This window comes from Ferrovibrio sp., from assembly GCF_002796975.1.
Lineage (GTDB): Bacteria > Pseudomonadota > Alphaproteobacteria > Ferrovibrionales > Ferrovibrionaceae > Ferrovibrio.
Genome location: NZ_PEKV01000021.1, coordinates 3,677 through 20,762, shown reverse-complemented (window position 1 = coordinate 20,762; position 17,086 = coordinate 3,677). Strand labels below are relative to the sequence as shown.

The following is a 17,086-nucleotide window of genomic DNA, read 5'->3' as shown; positions in this document are numbered from 1 at the left end:
CCTCGCTGCCCATCCTGCACCAATACTTGACTAAGTCAACTATCTATTCGGCGGCCCCTGCCAGCCCGCCATTGTCATGCCCGTTATCATGCGCTGCCGGATGACCCTCGGCCTGCAGGGCGGCGAGGTAATTCTCGCGCCAGTGCGAAATGGTATTGACCTTGAGCACGCCCATCATCGATTCCCAGCGCTGGCGCCGCTCGTCCAGCGGCATGACCAGCGCGCGGTGCAGCGCATCGGCGATATGCTCGGTGTCGTAGGGGTTCACCAGCAGCGCACCCTTCAGCTCGCGCGCGGCGCCGGCAAAGCGCGACAGCACCAGCGCGCCGGGATCGGCCGGATTCTGCGAGGCGACATACTCCTTGGCCACCAGATTCATGCCGTCGCGCAGCGGCGTGATCAGGCCGACGCGGGCATGGCGGTAGAAACCGGCCAGCGTGTTGCGGGCAAACGACTTGTTGAGATAGCGCACCGGCACCCAGTCGAATTCGGCGAATTTGCCGTTGATGCGCCCGGTGAGCGCGTCCAGTTCGTTGCGCAGTTTACGATACTGCGCCACTTCGCCGCGCGAGATCGGCGCCACCTGCATGAAGGTGACCTTGCCGCGATGTTCAGGCCGGCTGCCGAGCAGATGCTGGAAGGCCTCGAACCGCTGCGGGATGCCCTTGGAATAATCGAGCCGGTCGACGCCAAGCACCAGCGCACGGCCGACCAGGCTTTCGGTCAGACGCTGGGTTTCGTCGCTGTTGGCGCCCTCGGCGGCGATGTCGGCAAAATCCTGCGTGTCGATGCCGATCGGGAAGGCGCCGACGCGCAGCTCGCGGCCGAAAGCGGCAATGCGGACATCGCCCTCGGTGCTGTTGCCGATCACGGTGCCTTCAGCCTCGTGCAGGATATATTCGGTCAGCGCGCGCACATCGCCGCGGGTCTGGAAACCGACCAGATCGTAGGCGCAGAGATCGCGCACCAGCCGGTCATGCCCGGGCAGGGCGGCCAGCACTTCCGGCGCCGGGAAGGGAATATGCATGAAGAAGCCGATGCGGTTCTGCACGCCGCGCCGGCGCAGTTCGGCCGCCAGCGGGATGAAATGGTAGTCGTGAATCCAGATCACATCGTCGGGCTTCAGCTGTGTCACCAGCTGGTCGGCGAAACGCGCATTGACGGCGAGATAGGTGTCCCAGGCCGAGCGGCGGAATTCGATCAGGCCGAGCCGGTAATGGCAGAGCGGCCAGAGCATGCCGTTGGAGAATTCGAGATAGAAACCCTTGTGTTCTTCGGTGGTGAGATCGAGCACGGCATAATCGACGCGGCCCTGACGGGCGCGACGCGGCTCGGCCGACGGCGCATCGTTGACCTCACCGCTCCAGCCGAACCACAACCCACCATGCTGCTGCAGCGATTCGCGCAGGGCGACGGCAAGGCCGCCGGCCCGGCCGGCACGCTCGCGCGGCATGGCGACGCGGTTGGAGACGATTACGAGCCGCGCCAAAACGCCTCCTCCCAGCTTTTGGACAGTCGCATCGCGCAAACGATCAAACCAACCATCGAATAGGTCTGTGGGAAGTTTCCCCATAGTTCACCTGTCGCTGTATCGATGTCTTCCGAAAGCAGTCCGAGATGATTGCGCGAGGCCAGCAGCCCTTCGAACATCTGCCGCGCCTCGTCGCGCCGGCCGGTGGCGGCCAGCGCATCGACATACCAGAAAGTACAGATCGAAAAGGCGTTATGCGGCAGGCCGAAATCGTCGGGCGCCACGTAGCGCATCAGATGGCTGCCGCGCTTCAGCGTTTTGCCGATCGCATCCACCGTGCCAAGGAAACGCGGATCGTCGGCGGCGAGGAAGCCGATCTCCTGCAGCAGCAGCAGCGAGGCATCGAGATCCTCGCCGTCGAAGCTTTCGACAAAGCTGTTGAGCTTCGGGTTCCAGGCATGTTCCATGATCGCCTTGCGGATGCGTTCGGCATGGTCGCGCCAGTAGCCGGCGCGCGCCTCCAGCCCGAACAGGCCGGCGATCTTTGACAACCGGCGGCAGGCCGCCCAGCACATCGCCGCCGAATGCGTATGTACGCGTGCCCGGCCGCGGAATTCCCACAATCCGGCATCCTCGGTGAGCGCCAGCGCCGCCGCCTTTTCGCCCAGCCCTTCGAGCTGCTCGAACAGCGCGATGTCGCCGCGGCGCGGCAGGCGCTTGTCGAAGAACATCTGCGCCACCGCCAGTACGATCGAGCCGTAGGTGTCGTTCTGGCGTTGCGAGAAGGCGGCATTGCCCTTGCGCACCGGGCCCATGCCGCGATAGCCGGTGAGACCCGGCATGGTCAGCTCTTCCAGCGAGGCGGCGGGATCGAGACCGTAGACCGGCTGCAGTTCGGTATCGGGATGCAAAGCCACGGTGGTGGTGATGTAGCGGAGGAAATCCTCCATCGTCCTGGTTGCACCCAGCCGGTTCAGCGCCTGCACGACGAAATATGCGTCGCGCATCCAGCAGAAGCGGTAGTCCCAGTTGCGCGGCGTGTCGGCGGCTTCGGGGATCGAGGTGGTCAATGCTGCGAGAATCGCGCCGGTTTCTTCATAGGCGCAGAGTTTCAGCGTGATGGCGGCGCGGATCACCGCTTCCTGCCATTCAAACGGCACCGACAGATAGCGCGCCCATTCGATCCAGTATTCGATGGTGCGTTCCTGGAATTCACGCGCCATATGGGTGATCGAGGCGGTGAAGCTCTCGTCGGGCCCCAGTACCAGCGTCATCGGATGGGTGAGCGCGAATTCGCTTTCGGCATCCACAAAGGCAATCGGCGCATCGGTGGTCAGTCGCAGCGCGGCGCCGGGCGCGGTGAAGCGGATATGGTTGGAGCCCAGCGTGCGGCTCGGCTGCGTCATGCCGTAATCGAACAGCGGGCGGATGCGCACACGCACCACAGGCGTGCCGCTCAGCGGTTCGATGCGACGGATCAGCATGGCCGGGCGATAGGTGCGGTCATACTGCTTGAAGCGCGGGCAGAAATCGGTGATGCGGATGCTGGCGCCGTGGGCATCGGTCAGTGTGGTGACCAGCACGGCAGTATTTTCGACATAGTGCTGCGAAGTCTGCTGCAGGCCGCGTAGTTCGATGCTGAAATGGCCCTCGCCCTCGATCTTGGGCGACAGCAGGTCGCAGAAGACCGGATCGCTGTCGAGCCGCGGCGCGCAATGCCACACGATGCGCGCCTGACGATCGATCAGTGCGGCGATCACCGAATTGCCGATAATACCGAGATCGAGCGAGTTGCGATGTGCTGCCTTGGTCGACGTCATGCTGCAGCCTCATCACGCATGGCAAAATCGGAAAGCCACTTGCGCACCTGCGCCGGCGTGGCGAAAGCGGGTCCACGTCCGCGTTTCAGCGCCAGCTGCCCGACCGGGATGGCGAGGCCGCCGAGGCCTTCCACGGCATGGAAGCCGTCTTCATCGGTGCGGTCGTCGCCGACGAACACCGCGACGCGATCGGAAAAGGCCGGCTGGCGCATGAACAGGCCGACCGCCGTGCCTTTCGACTGCTGCGCATCCTTGATTTCCCACACCGCTTTGCCGTGCAGCAGCATCAGGCCGTCGTAGCCCGCCATCGCCGCCGCCAGACGGCCGCCGATCTCGGCACCGAAGTCGGGCGCGTTGCGATAATGCACGGCGAGCGCATGGCTCTTGCGTTCGACCACGATGCCGGGATGCAGGTTGCCGAGTTTCGCCGCCGCCTCATGCAGGCCGGCGGGCAACGGCGCTTCCGACACCGCCTGCGTCACGGCACCGGGCACCGGCCGCCATTCGCTGCCATGCTGGCCGCTGGCGGCGAGCTTCAGCGGATCGAACAGCTTGTCGATTTCGGAGATCGGCCGGCCCGAGACCAGCGCCAGCGCGCCGCTGAGTTTCTTCTCGGCGGTCTGCAGATCGTCCAGCAGCCGCGCCGGCACCTGCACGCGGTCCGGCGCATCCGCGATGTCGAGCAGCGTGCCGTCGATGTCGAGGAACAACGCCCAGTTCGACTGCGGCAGCGGCGGTGTCTGCAGGGCATTGGCCTCGCTGGAGGCCTGCCCTGTTGAAATAGAATCGGTCATTTTTCCGCTTCCCCGGCCCCGGATAGGCAGGAATCTCGTATTTTCTCGGTTTTCCGAGAAATTACTTAGGAAGACAAACGACCGATTACAACCCCGGTTCCCTCTCCAGTCACTGGATAGGCCGTATACGGCTGATTCTTCGGATCAGCCGGCCCGACGCAGGCTGTGCCGCGCCACCTGGGTGGCGGTTGCGAGGAAATCGACCAGCAGCGGATTGACCAGATCGGGCTGCTGCAGCGGGGCCATATGGCGGGCGCCTGCCACCTGCACGAAACGCGGGGCGGGAAGCAGGCGACGCAGTTCGGCGATGACGCCGCGCACCGCACAAGTCGTGTCGCTGCCGCAGAGCAGCAGCACCGGCATGGTCAGCGCGCTGAAATCCGGCGGCGCGTCGCGCCGGCGCAGCACTTCGCCGAATTCAGCCGCCACCTTGGGCATACCGGTGGCGACCGTGGCCTGCATCGCCTCGGGCATTGCCTCGAATGCGCCCGGCGCGGTCCAGTAACTGATGAAATGGGACGCCGCGCCGCGCAGGTCACCCGCCTCAACCAGTTCGACCTGGCGCTGCGCTACCTGGGCGATCTCGCTCCAGGCCGCCTGCTGTTTGCTGTCGCGCAGCAGCGCGAACATCACCGGCTCGTAGGCCGCCAGCGAGGCGATGCGGCCGGGATGCTGCAATGCCAGTTCGAGCGCGACAGCGCCGCCATAGGAATGGCCGATCACATGCACCGGGCCGTCGACCTGATGCAGCAGCGCACCGAGCAGATTCAGTTCGTCCTGCACGATGGAACGGCGCGACGACACACGCTCGGGCATCGGCGTGTCGCCATAGCCGAACAGGTCCGGCGCGAGAATGCGCCAGCCCCCATCCAACTGTGCGATCAGCTGACGCCATTGCCGGTGCGTCGCGCCACTGGAATGCAGCAGCAGCAAGGTGGGTGCATCTCTTTTCTCGTTGTCGAAATACGACAGCCGGCCGGCAGATGTTTGCAGCACAGGCATGATGCGCCTCCTTCAGCTCTTGAAACCGGGAATCAGCGCCGGCACGCGGGCGCGATAGTCGCGGTAGCGGTCGCCGAAGGTCGCGATCAGATCGCGTTCCTCGCAGAGGATGCCGACGACGATGTAGGCGGACATGCCGATGGCGAACAGCAGGTGGCTGGCGCTCATTTGCGGCGTGGCCCAGAAGGTGATGAGCCAGCCGGTGTAGATCGGATGCCGCACATAACGGTAGGCATAAGCCATGCGGAAGCCCCCGGCCGGCGCAGGTGTGCCACGCCAGTGACGCCAGACCTGCGACAGGCCGAAGAGTTCGAAATGGTCGATCATGTAGGTCGCGGCCACCAGCAGCAGCCAGCCAGCGCCATACAGCGCCCAGAGCAGCAGGGTGACGAAACCGTCGTCGCTGCGCCAGATCATGCCGGGCAGCGGCTGCCAGAACAGCAGCACCATCAGCAATGCCGGGCTGCTCGCAAACATGTAGACCGCGCGCTCCAGATGCGGCGGCACAAAGCTGGTGAGCCAGCGTTTGAAGCCCGGCCGCGCCATCACGCTGTGCTGCAGGCCGAACAGCAAGATCAGGCCGAGATCGATAGCACCGGCCAGCCAGGGCGAAAGCGGCGGCCAGATCGAGGCATCGACCGTGATCGGCAGCGGGGCTCCGGCGATCTGCGGCAGGCCGGTGAGGAACAGCGCCAGCGCGCCGGAGACAAGGTTGAAACAGAGGTAGGCGAAAGAAGCGAACAGTAAACCGGCCATGACGGACTCCTCATGCAAGGGCGGCGGAACCGCAGGAATATATCAATATGATTGATAATATCAATATGATTGATATTTATGCCACCGCGGACCGGTTCTGGCCGCTAGCCCTATGAAATCCTTGGTGTATGCTGCAGCCAGCCTTCGCTCCGGTTCGGGATCTCCGCCATGACAGCCGCCAAGACATCCACCGCTTCGCGTGCGCCGGCGCCACGCCGGGACATGTCTGAGTCGCTGCGCGGATCCGTGGACGAGACGATTTCGCTGTTTTACCTGGGTTACCGCGCCGGCGTGGCCGGACCGAAGAAGGTGCTCGACAAACTGGACTTCGGCCGGCCGCATCACCGCATCCTCTATGTGGTGGCACGCCGGCCCGGCATCGCCATCGCCAACCTGATCGATCTGCTGGAAGTGTCGCGCCAGGCGCTGCACCGGCCGATGCGCGACCTGATCGCGCAGGGCCATCTGATGCAGAAGCCGGCGCCAACCAACCGCCGGCTGACGCTGCTGACGCTGACGCCGAAGGGCGCGGCGCTGGAAAGCAGGCTGACCGACCTGCAATACGAAGCCTTCGCCAGGGCTTTTGCCGCCGCTGGGCCAGAGGCCGAACGGCAGTGGAAAGCCGTGATGCGCGCACTGGCCGAACAGGTGCGGCCCGCCTTCACCGTTTAAGCCGCAACACGCTCCTTCGACACCGCGAGGTAGCGCAGCGCCAGCGGGCTTTTCGGCCGCGCATGCAGGCGTTCGGCAGTGAGCGCGCGCAGCAGGTTGCAGTCGTCGGCGCGGCGCGCCGCTTCGAGCAGCGTGAGATCGAGCAGATCGCGCTGGGCATGGCTGCCGCCAAAGCGATTGGCGATCGTGCGCATGCCGCGCAGCCGCGCGATGCAGTCCTGGTACTGGCCGTCCATGAAGGCGGTCAGCGCCTTGGCGACCGGCAGGCCGACCTGCTCGGTCATCGCCGCATTGCTGAAATTGCCGCGTTCGGCCGAACGATGCAGCGCGTCCATCTGGCGCGCAGCGAGATCGGCGCGGCCGGCGCCGAGATAGGCGATCAGCCCATGCACATCGTTGAAGGCATAGACGCCGTCATCGGCCGTCGCCGACCAGGCCTGGGCCAGTTCGGTCCAGCGCGCGCCGCCGATCTCGACGCCGCGCAGATGCAGGCGCCACAGCATGGCCGAGGCATCGATCAGGTCGAGGACCACGGTGGAGCCGCCGCCGCGCACCTTGTCGTCGTACAGGCGCAGCACCTGCACATGATCGTCACGCTCCAGATGGTAGAGCATCAGATGCCACCAGTTATGCACCGCCATCATGTTGTCGACCGCCCAGTGCGGTTCGCGCGTGGTGGCCCAGCGGATGCCGTCTTCCACGCGACCCTGCATTTCCATCACATGCAGCACGGCATGATGCGCCCAGGCATCGCGCGGGTTGAGATCGCAGGCGCGGCGGCCTGCTGATTCAGCCGCCGCATAGTCGCCGGTTTCCTCCAGGCCGAAGGCGTGCATGCCCAGCACCGAGTGATAATACGGCAGCGCCGTGCTCCACGATGGCAGCACGCGCAGGACGCGGTCGCGCAGGTTGCGCGCATCGCCGCGATAGAAATCGAGCAGATGGCCCATCTGTAGCGCAAGACTGTCGCGTGGCGCGGCGAGCAGGATGTCGTCGAAGCGTTCCGACGCCGCCTCGAAGCGGCCGCCGGCCCAGGCCTCGGCTGCTACGGTATGCAGCGTTTCGCGGTCCGTGCTGGCCAGTTCGCGCGCGGTCGCAATGCTCTGCAAAGCCGGCGCGATGCCGGGCGCTTCCATGCCGGAAAGATAGAGATGCGCGCGCAGCAGATGCGTCATGGCAAATTCAGGCGCCGCCGCGATGGCGGCCTCGGCGGTCTCGAGCGGGTTGCCCGTATAGGTGTGGAACTGGCCCAGCGCGGTTTCGAACAGCGCCAGGGCCTCGTCCGTGGCGCCGCTGAGGGCGTAACCGGCCTGATCGTGCAGCATGACATGGTCTCCAACATGAAACTTACAGACTGGTCGGTATAGATAAAAGCGGGCATTCCCGTCAAGGTATACGTTACGGCAACCCGACAACCTGTCGAATTTTGGCCTTACCATTTGAATAAGCTATAATATCTTGGGGTTATGCTGGGCCTGGCTCACAGCCTTGTGAAACCGACCATCCCGTATAATAATCCACCCATCCCCTTTGGAGATGCATTTGCCCCGCGACGGCACCATCACCCGGAAAGCCATCATGGATGCGGCCCAAGGCCTGATCCTGGAGACCGGCTATTCGGCCGCCTCGGTGGATGCGGTGATCGGCCGCGCCGGCATCACCAAGGGCGCCTTTTTCTATCACTTCAAAAGCAAGGCCGAGCTGGCGCTGGCGCTGGTGCAGCGCGACGCCGAGGCCGATGCCGCGCATCTTCAAAATGTCCTGGATCGGGCAGAAGCATTGAGCCGCGATCCGCTGCAGCAGTTGCTGATCTGCATCGGGCTGTATGAGGAAGAGACCGCGAAGCTGACCGCGCCTTATCCCGGCTGCCTCTACGCCTCCTTCATCTATGAATCGCAGCTGTTCGACGATGCGACCATGCAGGTGGTGCGCGAGGTATTCAGTCACTGGACCGCGCGTATCGGCGCGAAGCTGGAAGCAGTACTGCGCCTCTATCCGCCGCGCCTGCCGGTGGAGCTGCGGACGCTGGCCGAGATGAGCCTGGCGCTGGCCGAGGGCGCCTTCATCCTGTCGAAGGTGCAGCGCGATGCGAGCCCCCTGGCGGCGCAGTGGCGGCATTACCGCAACTATCTCGAACTGCTGTTCTCGCCGCAGCTTCCCTCGCCTTCAGGCGACAGTGCCACAGAGGCGAAGCGCGACAAGCTGGACGTTGCCGTACCGGCCCAATAGTCTGGCGCCATCATGGCGGCGCGCGCGCGTTACGAGGAAATCTACAGCCGGACCAAGCTGGCTTCCGGACTGATCCTGTTCACCTTCCTCGCCACGCATCTGATCAATCATACGCTGGGCATCGTGTCGCTGCAGGCGATGGATGCCGGTTCGGGCCTGTTCAAGTTCGTCTGGCGCAGCTGGCCCGGCACGCTGCTGCTCTATGCCGCCGCCATCACGCATCCGCTGCTGGCGCTGTTCAACTGGCTGCGGCGCGGCCATTACCGCGGTATTCCCTGGCAGGGCTGGGCACAGCTGGCGCTCGGCCTCTGCGTGCCGCCACTGGTGGTCGATCATGTGATCGGCACGCGCGGCCTGCATGAGGCGATGGGCGTCAACGACTCTTACGCCTATGTGCTGATCGTGCAGTTCGTGCAGGAGCCGCTGATCGGCCTGCGCCAGAATATCCTGATCCTGATCGCCTGGGGCCATGGCTGCATCGGCATCTATTACTGGCTGCGCCTGAAAAACCTGTCCGAACGCATCTGGCCCTTCCTGTTCGGGCTCGCGCTGCTGCTGCCGATGCTGGCGACCATGGGCTATCTCTCGGCCGGCCGCGCCGTGCTGCTGGCGATGCAGCAGCCGGAATGGCTGGAGGCTTTCCGCAGCAGTCTCAACTGGCCGGGGCCTGTCGCGAACGATTTCGGCATGCGCAATGTCGACTACGCCTATCAGGGCATGATCGGACTGCTCGCCGCCGCCCTGCTCGGCCGCATGCTGGCGGCCCTGCTGCGGCGGCGGCGCGGCATCGTCACTGTCAGCTATCCCGACGGCCGCAAGTTCCGTGGTCTCGCCGGTAATCTCACCGTGCTGGAAGCGAGCCGCGCGATCGGTTATCCGCATGCCTCGGTCTGCGGCGGCCAGGGCCGCTGCTCCACCTGTCGCGTGCGCCTGAGCGGTGCAGGAACAGCCGACCTGCCGCCGCCCGATGCCGCCGAGCAGAAGGTGCTGGACCGTATCAAGGCGCCGCCCGGCGTGCGGCTCGCCTGTCAGGTGCGGCCCTATGGCGATCTCGCCGTGCTGCCGCTGCTGCCGGCCGGCGTGCAAACGCGCATGGTCTATGGCGCCAACTCGTATGCGCAGGGTTCCGAGCGGCGCATCGCGATCCTGTTCGCCGATCTGCGCGGCTTCACCAAACTGTCGGAAGGCAAGCTGCCCTACGACGTGGTGTTTGTGCTGAACCAGTATTTCAAGGCGATGGGCGAGGCGGTCGACAGTGCCGGCGGCAAGCTCGACAAGTTCATCGGCGACGGCGTGATGGCGCTGTTCGGCATCGATGAAGGCCCCGACGAAGGCTGCCGCCGCGCCCTTGATGCCGCGCGCCGCATGGCCGAGGCGCTGGCGCAGCTGAACGACGCGCTGAAGATGGATCTGGACCAGAAACTGCGTATCGGCATCGGCATTCACTGCGGGCCGGCCATCGTCGGCGAAATGGGCCATGGCAGCGCCATGCACCTGACCGCGGTGGGCGATGCGGTCAACACCGCCAGCCGGCTGGAGAGTGCAACCAAGGATTTCGCTGCCGAACTGGTGATTTCTGCTGAAGTGGCCGAACGCGCCGGTTCATCGGCGCCGGCCGACATGGAATGGCAGCGCGAAACGGTCGCTTTACGCGGCAAATCGGAAAGCATCGAGGTGCTGGTGGCCCGGCGTATCCTGCCTGCGCCGGCGGCCAGGGATATGACAGCCACCGCACCTTGAGTGGCATGCCTTGAGTCCCATGTCTTGAGTCGTGGGGCCGAACCGGGTTCAATATCGCCCGGGGCCGGCTCGTCGTTCCATGTTCAGCCCTGCGGATTCAGCTTCTTTGGGCCGGAACCTTCCGCCAGAGCCGCCGTTCAGTCCGTGACGCCGGAGTGTGGGGCGTTTCAGCAATATGCCGACAGGCAGCATTCGTTTGCGGGGGATTCATGGCGGCGGACCAGCCGTACAACACTGCCTTGAGCGACGACCGGCGCTATCGCCTGCTGGTCAACTCTATCACCGACTATGCCATCTACATGCTCGACCTGAACGGCACGGTCACGAGCTGGAATGCCGGTGCGGAGCGGTTCAAGGGGTATCGCGCCGACGAGATCATCGGCCAGCATTTCTCGCGCTTCTACAGCCCGCAGGATCGCGAAGCGGGCATGCCGCAGCGTGCGCTGGAGACGGCTGAACGCGAAGGCCGCTTCGAGGCCGAAGGCTGGCGCCTGCGCAAGGACGGCACGCGCTTCTGGGCAAGTGTGGTGATCGATCCGGTGTACGACGACTCCGGTGTGCTGACCGGCTTCGCCAAGGTGACGCGCGATCTGACCGAGCGCATGCTGGCGCAGGAAGGGCTGCGCCGCAGCGAGGAGCAGTTCCGCCGCCTGGTGCTGGGCGTGACCGACTATGCGATCTACATGCTCGACCCCGATGGCCGGGTGGTGAGCTGGAATGCCGGCGCCGAGAAGATCAAGGGCTATAGCACTGAAGAAATCATCGGCCAGCATTTCTCACGCTTCTACACGGAAGACGACCGCGCGCAGAATGAGCCCGAACGCGGCCTGGCGACGGCGGCGCTGGACGGCCGCTTCGAGCGTGAAGGCTGGCGCCTGCGCAAGGACGGCACGCAGTTCTGGGCGCATGTGGTGATCGATGCGATTCGCAACGAGGCCGGCATGCTGGTCGGCTTCGCCAAGGTGACGCGCGACATGACCGAGAAGCTGAAAACGCAGCAGGCCCTGGAGCAGGCGCAGCAGGCGCTGTTCCAGTCGCAGAAGATGGATGCCATCGGCCAGCTGACCGGCGGCGTGGCGCATGACTTCAACAACCTGCTCATGGCGATCATCGGCAGTATCGAACTGCTAAAAAAGCGCGTGCCCGAACATCCCAGGGTGACGCCGCTGCTGGACAATGCCATGCAGGGCGCCAGGCGCGGCGCCGCACTGACCCAGCGCCTGCTGGCCTTTGCACGCAAGCAGGAACTCGACCTGCGCAGCATCGACCTGCCGGCACTGGTGCGCGGCATGACCGACCTGCTGCGGCGCACGCTGGGACCGTCGATCGCGATCGAGACGCGGATGCCGGACACGCTCGCCGCCGTCCAGGCCGACGCCAACCAGCTGGAACTGGCGCTGCTGAACCTCACGATGAATGCGCGCGACGCCATGCCCAACGGCGGCAGCATCGCGATCGCGGCGCGCGAGGAAACCGTCGCGGCCGGCGGTCCGGCCGGACCGCTGGCACCGGGCCGCTATATCTGCCTGTCGGTCACCGATACCGGCGAGGGCATGGACGAGGCGACGCTGAAGCGCGCCGCCGAGCCGTTCTTCACCACCAAGGGCATCGGCAGGGGCACCGGGTTGGGACTCTCGATGGTGCATGGCCTGGCCGAACAGTCGGGCGGCCGGCTGGTACTGAGCAGCAGGAAGGGCAAAGGCACCACCGCCGAACTCTGGCTGCCGCTCGCCGCGGCGACCGCCACGCATGACGAGGCAGGTTCCGCCAGCGATGCCGCGCCGTCGTCGACACGGCCACTGACCGTGCTGGCGGTGGATGACGACCGGCTGGTGCTGATGAACACCGTCGCCATGCTGGAAGAGATGGGCCATACCGTGCTGGAAGCCACGTCGGGCCAGCAGGCGCTGGAGATCCTGCGCCAGCATGCCACGCTCGATCTGCTGATCACCGACGAGGCGATGCCGCAGATGACCGGGCTGCAGCTGGCGAAAACCGTGCGCGCCGAACGCCCGGGCCTGCCGATCATCCTGGCCACCGGCTATGCCGAAGTGCCGCGTGAATCCACGCTGCCGAAACTGTCGAAGCCCTTTTTCCAGGAAGACCTGGTGCGCGCCGTGGCAGCGGCGGTAAGCCGGTAGGGCTGATTCGGCTCAGGCATTCGCCTAAACTCAAACTGTCATGCCCGGGCTTGTCCCGGCGATGTCAAGGAACAGGATTGCTCGTCAGAACGTGACGCTGCCGCCGAGCCGTATTTCACGGCCGCGGATCGGCGCCTGGTCCTTCAGCATCGATGTGTGCAGGCGACCTTCTTCATCGGCCAGGTTGCGGCCCTGCAGCAGCAGCGCGACATTACGGTTTTCGGAAAACGGCCGCCAGGTGACTGCTGCGTTGATCACGCGATAGCCGTCGGTGGCGGCCTCATTGGCGCCGGTGCGGTCCTGCCGCGCGACACCGGCGAGTTCCAGACGGAAACCGAGATCGTCCTGTTCGGCGACAAAACCCAGGCGATAGCCGAGCGGCGGGATCAGCGGCAATGCACTGCTGTTGCTGCGATCCTCGGCGCGCACGAAATCGACTCCACCATCGAGGCCCATGCGGCGGTTCTTCACCGGCCCGCGCCAGAAGGTCCAGGCCGCATCGACTTCGACACCGCGGAAGTCGGCATCGGTCTGGCCGATCTGCAGTTCGTCCAGCCCATCCTGCTGGTTGCCGGTGAAAGCGCCGTAGATGTAGTCCCTGTAGCGCGTGGCAAAGAGATTCACGCCGCCGGTGACATCGCCCTGCACCTTGCGCAGCGAGATTTCCGAATACCAGGCGGATTCCTTGGCGAGGTCCACATTGCCGATTTCAAAGCTGCGCGTCGCCAGATGTGCGCCATTGGCATAAAGCTCTTCCGCCGCCGGCGCGCGTTCGGTGTAGGACAGCGCCGCGCCCGCCTGCCAGCCTTGGGTGAAGCGCCAGGTGGCGCTGAAGGAGGCGCTGGCCGGCGTATAGTCGCGATCGTTCGTGGCGGTCAGGTTGTCGATTTCGACCTGCTCGATGCGCCCGCCGAGCGCAAAGAGCCACGAGCCGGTGTCATAGCGTTCGAGCAGAAACAGCGCGTTGCTGTCGGTGACGGTCGCCGGCAGGAAGGCCTCCTCGCCGCGCGCCGAAAAATCGCGCCGCGTGCTTTGCACGCCGACGACGCCATCGTTGCCACCGAACAGCGGTTTGTGAATGGCTTCGAGTCGGGCTTCCCAGCTGTCGTTGTCAAAACGCGTCGCCGGTTCGCCGGTCGGCTCGATCTCGTCATGCAGGTAATTGGCATAGCCGAGTTTCAGCTTCACTTCCTCCAGCGCGGGCAGCGGATCGTAGAGACCGAAGCGGGTGTCGAGCCGGGTCTGCTGCAGGTCGATATGCACGGCCTCGTCGCCGGGAATACCGTAATAGCTGCTGAAGTGGCTGACGCTGGCGCCAACATAACCGGCTTCACCCAGATAGGAGGCACCGACGGCGCCGTTCTGGATGCGCATCGACGAGTTGTCGACGGTGCGACCGCCGCCAGCACGATAGTCATCGGCGGTCAGCGCGCCGGCCTCGCCATGTACGACGAAACGGTCGTTCACCGCAGCGTCGATGCCGGCGAAGCCGCTTTTCTCCTGCGCCGCCGAGCCGTAGTCGAGGCGCGCGGTACCACCGACGCCGTTCTTCGGCACAGAGTCCGGGATGCGGCCGTCGATCACATTGACCACGCCGCCGATGGCGGACGACCCATAGAGCAGCGTCGCGGGTCCGCGCAGCACTTCGACACGCTGCGCGCCGCCCATCGGTGCCGCCACCGCATGATCGGGACTGACGGTGGCGGCATCGAAGGTGTCGAGGCCGTTTTCCATCGCGCGCACACGCGGTCCGCCCTGACCGCGGATGATCGGCCTTCCGGCGCCGGGACCAAACGACGTCGACGACACGCCCGGCAGACCCCGCAGGGTTTCGCCGAGCGTCGCGGCACGGCGGCGGTCGAGATCGTCGCCGCTGAGAATGCTGCTGCCTTCGACCAGATCGGCCTGGCTGGTCTGCGGCAGCGGTGCGGTGACGACCACCGGCGACAGTATTTCCTGGGCCTGAACGGAAACAGGCAGCAGAACGGTGCCGAGCAGCAGGCTGCGGCGGAAAACAGATGACATGCGAATCCCCTGAGAGAATGTTACTCTATAACGTTATAAAGTAACATTCCGAGGTCACAAGCCCTGGCTGCAATGAAAAAGCCGACGGGGTTATCGCCCGCCGGCCTCGGAAAACCGGGAAATTTAGAGATTCAGTGTTACTCGCCGTCTTTCTTCAGCATCCGCCCCAGCGGGCGACCGCCGAAGATATGGACATGCAGATGCGGCACTTCCTGATTGGCATGAGCGCCGCAGTTGCTGAGCAGGCGGTAGCCGTCGGCATCGACGCCCACTTTGCGCGCCGTGTCGCCGATCGCCTTCACATAATCGGCGATCTCGTCAGTCGACGCCTTGGCCGAGAAATCGTCGAAACCTACATAAGACCCCTTCGGGATCACCAGCACATGCACCGGCGACAGCGGATTGATGTCGTGGAAGGCCAGGCTGTGCGCGGTCTCATGCACCTTCTTGCACGGGATCTCGCCGCGCAGGATCTTCGCAAAGATGTTGTTGCTGTCGTAGGCGGCAGCCATCGCTGGTCTCTCCCGGATTGAAACGCTGGATCAGGTAAGCTGGCGGGCCTTCTTTTCCTCGATGCCGGACTGGCCTTCGCGGCGGCGCAGTTCAGCGCGCACATCCTCGACGGTTACACCCAGTTCGGCCCAGAGCACCAGCAGGTGAAAGACCAGGTCGGCGCTTTCCGAGATCACCTCTTCCCGGGTTTCCGACACGGCGGCAATCGCCAGCTCGACGGCTTCCTCGCCCATCTTCTGCGCGATCTTGGCGCGGCCCTTGGCGAAGAGTTTGGCAGTATGCGACACGGCCGGATCGCCGCCCTTGCGCGACTTGATGGTCTCGTACAGCCGTTCCAGCGTATCGCGGTTCTCGCTCATCGCCGTTTCATCTCCCTCTTACAGCCGCCCAATCTTACAACCGAACCGGAATACCGGCGGCGGCCATGTGCTGTTTCGCTTCGCCGATGCTATGCCGGCCGAAGTGGAAAATCGAGGCTGCCAGCACCGCCGAGGCATGGCCTTTGGCGACGCCATCGACAAAGTGATCCAGATTGCCGACGCCGCCCGAGGCTACCACCGGGATGCTGATCGCATCGGCCACGGCGCGGGTGAGATCGAGGTCGAAGCCTTTTTCGGTGCCGTCGCGATCCATCGAAGTGAGCAGGATCTCGCCGGCACCGTAGTCTGCCATGCGCTTCGCCCATTCGACCACATCGAGCCCGGTGCCCTTGCGACCACCATGGGTGAAGACTTCCCATTTTGCCGGACTGCCGTCTGGCGACACCCGCCTGGCATCGATGCCGACCACGACGCACTGGCTGCCGAATTTCTCAGCCGCTTCGCGCACGAATTCCGGCCGGCTGACAGCGGCAGTGTTGATCGAGGTCTTGTCGGCGCCGGCGAGCAGCAGCTTGCGCACATCCTCCACCGTACGCACGCCGCCGCCGACGGTGAGCGGCATGAAGCAGCGCTCGGCGGTGCGCGCCACCACATCGAACAGCGTGTCGCGTGCCTCCGACGAGGCAGTGATGTCGAGGAAGGTGAGTTCGTCAGCGCCGGCCTTGTCGTAGACCGCGGCCTGTTCGACCGGATCGCCGGCATCGCGCAGGTTGACGAAATTCACGCCTTTGACGACGCGGCCGTCCTTGACGTCGAGGCAGGGAATGATGCGGACCTTGAGAGACATCGGATGCGTCCTAGAGCAGCAGCGCGGCGAGGCGCCGTGCCAGCGGATGACTGTCCTGCAGATCGGCCAGTTCGGCGTTGATGGTGTCGAGCAGGCCGAAGGTCTGCGTCGCGCCATCCATCCACGGCCGCGAAAACGACAGCAACTGGATGACAATGCGGCCGTCGCGGTCCTCGTAATTGCCGCGCAGCTCTAATGGATGATCCTCACCCGCCAGCAACAGCGTGGCGGAAATCGCCCTGGTGCGCCGGTCGATGGCGACGCGGTCGACCTTGGCCCAGTCGAGCTGCTGCCGGTCGAAAACCAGTCGTGCCACCTTGGTCGCCATCCAGCCGGTCGCCTTATCGAGGATCGTCATTACGCATTTGACTAAGCTGCTTCCTTCAGAGCCGCCGCCGGGTCGATACGACCGTCATACAGCGCACGGCCCAGGATCGCGCCATCGATGGCGGCGCCGTTGGCGGCTTCATGTTTCAGCGCGACGAGATCCTCGATGCCGGCGAGACCGCCCGAGGCGATCACCGGGATCGGCACTGCACGTGCCATCGCCGCGGTCGCCGCGACATTGACGCCCTTCAGCAACCCGTCGCGGTCGATATCGGTGTAGACGATGGCGGCGACGCCGGCATCGACGAATTTTTTCGCCAGATCGATGGCATCGAGATCGCTCGCCTCCGCCCAGCCCTCAACCGCCACACGCCCCGAACGTGCATCGATGCCGACCACGACGCGGCCGGGCCAGCGTTTCGCTGCCGA

Annotated in this window: 16 protein-coding genes (1 of these 16 only partly in view); 4 read left to right on the top strand and 12 right to left on the bottom strand. The window is 64.9% G+C overall.

The window, feature by feature from the left end; all coding sequences use genetic code 11:
• Positions 1-43: 43 nt before the first annotated feature.
• The 5 genes from otsA to CTR53_RS19840 all read right to left on the bottom strand — a co-directional run bounded on the left by otsA (position 44) and on the right by CTR53_RS19840 (position 5,843).
• A complete protein-coding gene (otsA, locus tag CTR53_RS19860; RefSeq protein WP_290817717.1) occupies positions 44-1,489 on the bottom strand; it encodes an alpha,alpha-trehalose-phosphate synthase (UDP-forming) in 1,446 nt (481 codons plus the stop codon).
• The gene (locus CTR53_RS19855) at positions 1,474-3,291 is read right to left on the bottom strand and encodes a glycoside hydrolase family 15 protein (protein WP_290817714.1); all 1,818 of its coding nucleotides are present in this window, start codon (positions 3,289-3,291) and stop codon (positions 1,474-1,476) included. Before CTR53_RS19855 ends, otsA begins: the two co-directional genes overlap by 16 nt.
• The gene (otsB, locus tag CTR53_RS19850; protein ID WP_290817710.1) at positions 3,288-4,085 is read right to left on the bottom strand and encodes a trehalose-phosphatase; all 798 of its coding nucleotides are present in this window, start codon (positions 4,083-4,085) and stop codon (positions 3,288-3,290) included. Before otsB ends, CTR53_RS19855 begins: the two co-directional genes overlap by 4 nt.
• 144 nt (positions 4,086-4,229) lie before the next feature.
• Positions 4,230-5,087: an alpha/beta hydrolase gene (locus CTR53_RS19845; protein ID WP_290817707.1), complete on the bottom strand. Its 858-nt coding sequence runs from the start codon at positions 5,085-5,087 to the stop codon at positions 4,230-4,232.
• Between the two features lie 12 nt (positions 5,088-5,099).
• Positions 5,100-5,843, bottom strand: coding sequence for an isoprenylcysteine carboxylmethyltransferase family protein (locus CTR53_RS19840; RefSeq protein WP_290817705.1), 744 nt, complete (start codon positions 5,841-5,843; stop codon positions 5,100-5,102).
• A gap of 168 nt (positions 5,844-6,011) precedes the next feature.
• On the opposite strand from CTR53_RS19840, the gene CTR53_RS19835 reads away from it, so the two are divergent.
• The gene (locus CTR53_RS19835; RefSeq protein WP_290817702.1) at positions 6,012-6,515 is read left to right on the top strand and encodes a MarR family transcriptional regulator; all 504 of its coding nucleotides are present in this window, start codon (positions 6,012-6,014) and stop codon (positions 6,513-6,515) included.
• Here the strand turns inward: CTR53_RS19835 and CTR53_RS19830 are convergent.
• Positions 6,512-7,840 carry a tetratricopeptide repeat protein gene (locus CTR53_RS19830; protein ID WP_290817700.1) on the bottom strand — a complete coding sequence of 443 codons (1,329 nt, stop codon included), beginning with the start codon at positions 7,838-7,840 and terminating at the stop codon, positions 6,512-6,514. The two genes, CTR53_RS19835 and CTR53_RS19830, sit on opposite strands and share 4 nt — an antisense overlap.
• 217 nt (positions 7,841-8,057) lie before the next feature.
• On the opposite strand from CTR53_RS19830, the gene CTR53_RS19825 reads away from it, so the two are divergent.
• The 3 genes from CTR53_RS19825 to CTR53_RS19815 all read left to right on the top strand — a co-directional run bounded on the left by CTR53_RS19825 (position 8,058) and on the right by CTR53_RS19815 (position 12,625).
• Positions 8,058-8,744: a TetR/AcrR family transcriptional regulator gene (locus CTR53_RS19825; RefSeq protein WP_290817697.1), complete on the top strand. Its 687-nt coding sequence runs from the start codon at positions 8,058-8,060 to the stop codon at positions 8,742-8,744.
• Positions 8,745-8,756: 12 nt separating this feature from the next.
• Positions 8,757-10,484 carry an adenylate/guanylate cyclase domain-containing protein gene (locus CTR53_RS19820; protein ID WP_290817694.1) on the top strand — a complete coding sequence of 576 codons (1,728 nt, stop codon included), beginning with the start codon at positions 8,757-8,759 and terminating at the stop codon, positions 10,482-10,484.
• A 209-nt stretch (positions 10,485-10,693) separates the two neighbouring features.
• A complete protein-coding gene (locus CTR53_RS19815; RefSeq protein ID WP_290817691.1) occupies positions 10,694-12,625 on the top strand; it encodes a PAS domain-containing sensor histidine kinase in 1,932 nt (643 codons plus the stop codon).
• An 84-nt stretch (positions 12,626-12,709) separates the two neighbouring features.
• On the opposite strand, the gene CTR53_RS19810 is transcribed toward CTR53_RS19815, so the two are convergent.
• The 6 genes from CTR53_RS19810 to CTR53_RS19785 form a co-directional block, all read right to left on the bottom strand.
• Positions 12,710-14,650 (bottom strand): TonB-dependent receptor, encoded by a 1,941-nt coding sequence (locus CTR53_RS19810; RefSeq protein WP_290817688.1) that lies wholly within the window; start codon positions 14,648-14,650, stop codon positions 12,710-12,712.
• A 137-nt stretch (positions 14,651-14,787) separates the two neighbouring features.
• The gene (locus CTR53_RS19805) at positions 14,788-15,162 is read right to left on the bottom strand and encodes a histidine triad nucleotide-binding protein (RefSeq protein WP_290817685.1); all 375 of its coding nucleotides are present in this window, start codon (positions 15,160-15,162) and stop codon (positions 14,788-14,790) included.
• Positions 15,163-15,192: 30 nt separating this feature from the next.
• The gene (locus CTR53_RS19800; RefSeq protein WP_290817683.1) at positions 15,193-15,522 is read right to left on the bottom strand and encodes a phosphoribosyl-ATP diphosphatase; all 330 of its coding nucleotides are present in this window, start codon (positions 15,520-15,522) and stop codon (positions 15,193-15,195) included.
• 34 nt (positions 15,523-15,556) lie between these two features.
• Complete coding sequence (gene hisF, locus CTR53_RS19795; RefSeq protein ID WP_290817680.1) at positions 15,557-16,330, bottom strand: imidazole glycerol phosphate synthase subunit HisF; 774 nt, start codon at positions 16,328-16,330, stop codon at positions 15,557-15,559.
• A gap of 10 nt (positions 16,331-16,340) precedes the next feature.
• Complete coding sequence (locus CTR53_RS19790) at positions 16,341-16,688, bottom strand: hypothetical protein (RefSeq protein WP_290817677.1); 348 nt, start codon at positions 16,686-16,688, stop codon at positions 16,341-16,343.
• Positions 16,689-16,699: 11 nt separating this feature from the next.
• Positions 16,700-17,086, bottom strand: partial view of a HisA/HisF-related TIM barrel protein gene (locus CTR53_RS19785; RefSeq protein WP_290817674.1) — the 3' portion only. 87 nt of this gene lie beyond the right edge of the window; the window shows 387 of its 474 coding nt (coding positions 88-474); the start codon falls outside the window, past its right edge; its stop codon occupies positions 16,700-16,702.

Coding starts and splice junctions, on each gene's coding strand:
- CTR53_RS19855 (WP_290817714.1), bottom strand. CDS start 3,291: ATGACGTCGACCAAGGCAGCACATCGCAACTCGCTCGATCTCGGTATT.
- otsB (WP_290817710.1), bottom strand. CDS start 4,085: ATGACCGATTCTATTTCAACAGGGCAGGCCTCCAGCGAGGCCAATGCC.
- CTR53_RS19845 (WP_290817707.1), bottom strand. CDS start 5,087: ATGCCTGTGCTGCAAACATCTGCCGGCCGGCTGTCGTATTTCGACAAC.
- CTR53_RS19840 (WP_290817705.1), bottom strand. CDS start 5,843: ATGGCCGGTTTACTGTTCGCTTCTTTCGCCTACCTCTGTTTCAACCTT.
- CTR53_RS19835 (WP_290817702.1), top strand. CDS start 6,012: ATGACAGCCGCCAAGACATCCACCGCTTCGCGTGCGCCGGCGCCACGC.
- CTR53_RS19830 (WP_290817700.1), bottom strand. CDS start 7,840: ATGCTGCACGATCAGGCCGGTTACGCCCTCAGCGGCGCCACGGACGAG.
- CTR53_RS19820 (WP_290817694.1), top strand. CDS start 8,757: ATGGCGGCGCGCGCGCGTTACGAGGAAATCTACAGCCGGACCAAGCTG.
- CTR53_RS19815 (WP_290817691.1), top strand. CDS start 10,694: ATGGCGGCGGACCAGCCGTACAACACTGCCTTGAGCGACGACCGGCGC.
- CTR53_RS19810 (WP_290817688.1), bottom strand. CDS start 14,650: ATGTCATCTGTTTTCCGCCGCAGCCTGCTGCTCGGCACCGTTCTGCTG.
- CTR53_RS19805 (WP_290817685.1), bottom strand. CDS start 15,162: ATGGCTGCCGCCTACGACAGCAACAACATCTTTGCGAAGATCCTGCGC.
- CTR53_RS19800 (WP_290817683.1), bottom strand. CDS start 15,522: ATGAGCGAGAACCGCGATACGCTGGAACGGCTGTACGAGACCATCAAG.
- hisF (WP_290817680.1), bottom strand. CDS start 16,330: ATGTCTCTCAAGGTCCGCATCATTCCCTGCCTCGACGTCAAGGACGGC.
- CTR53_RS19790 (WP_290817677.1), bottom strand. CDS start 16,688: ATGACGATCCTCGATAAGGCGACCGGCTGGATGGCGACCAAGGTGGCA.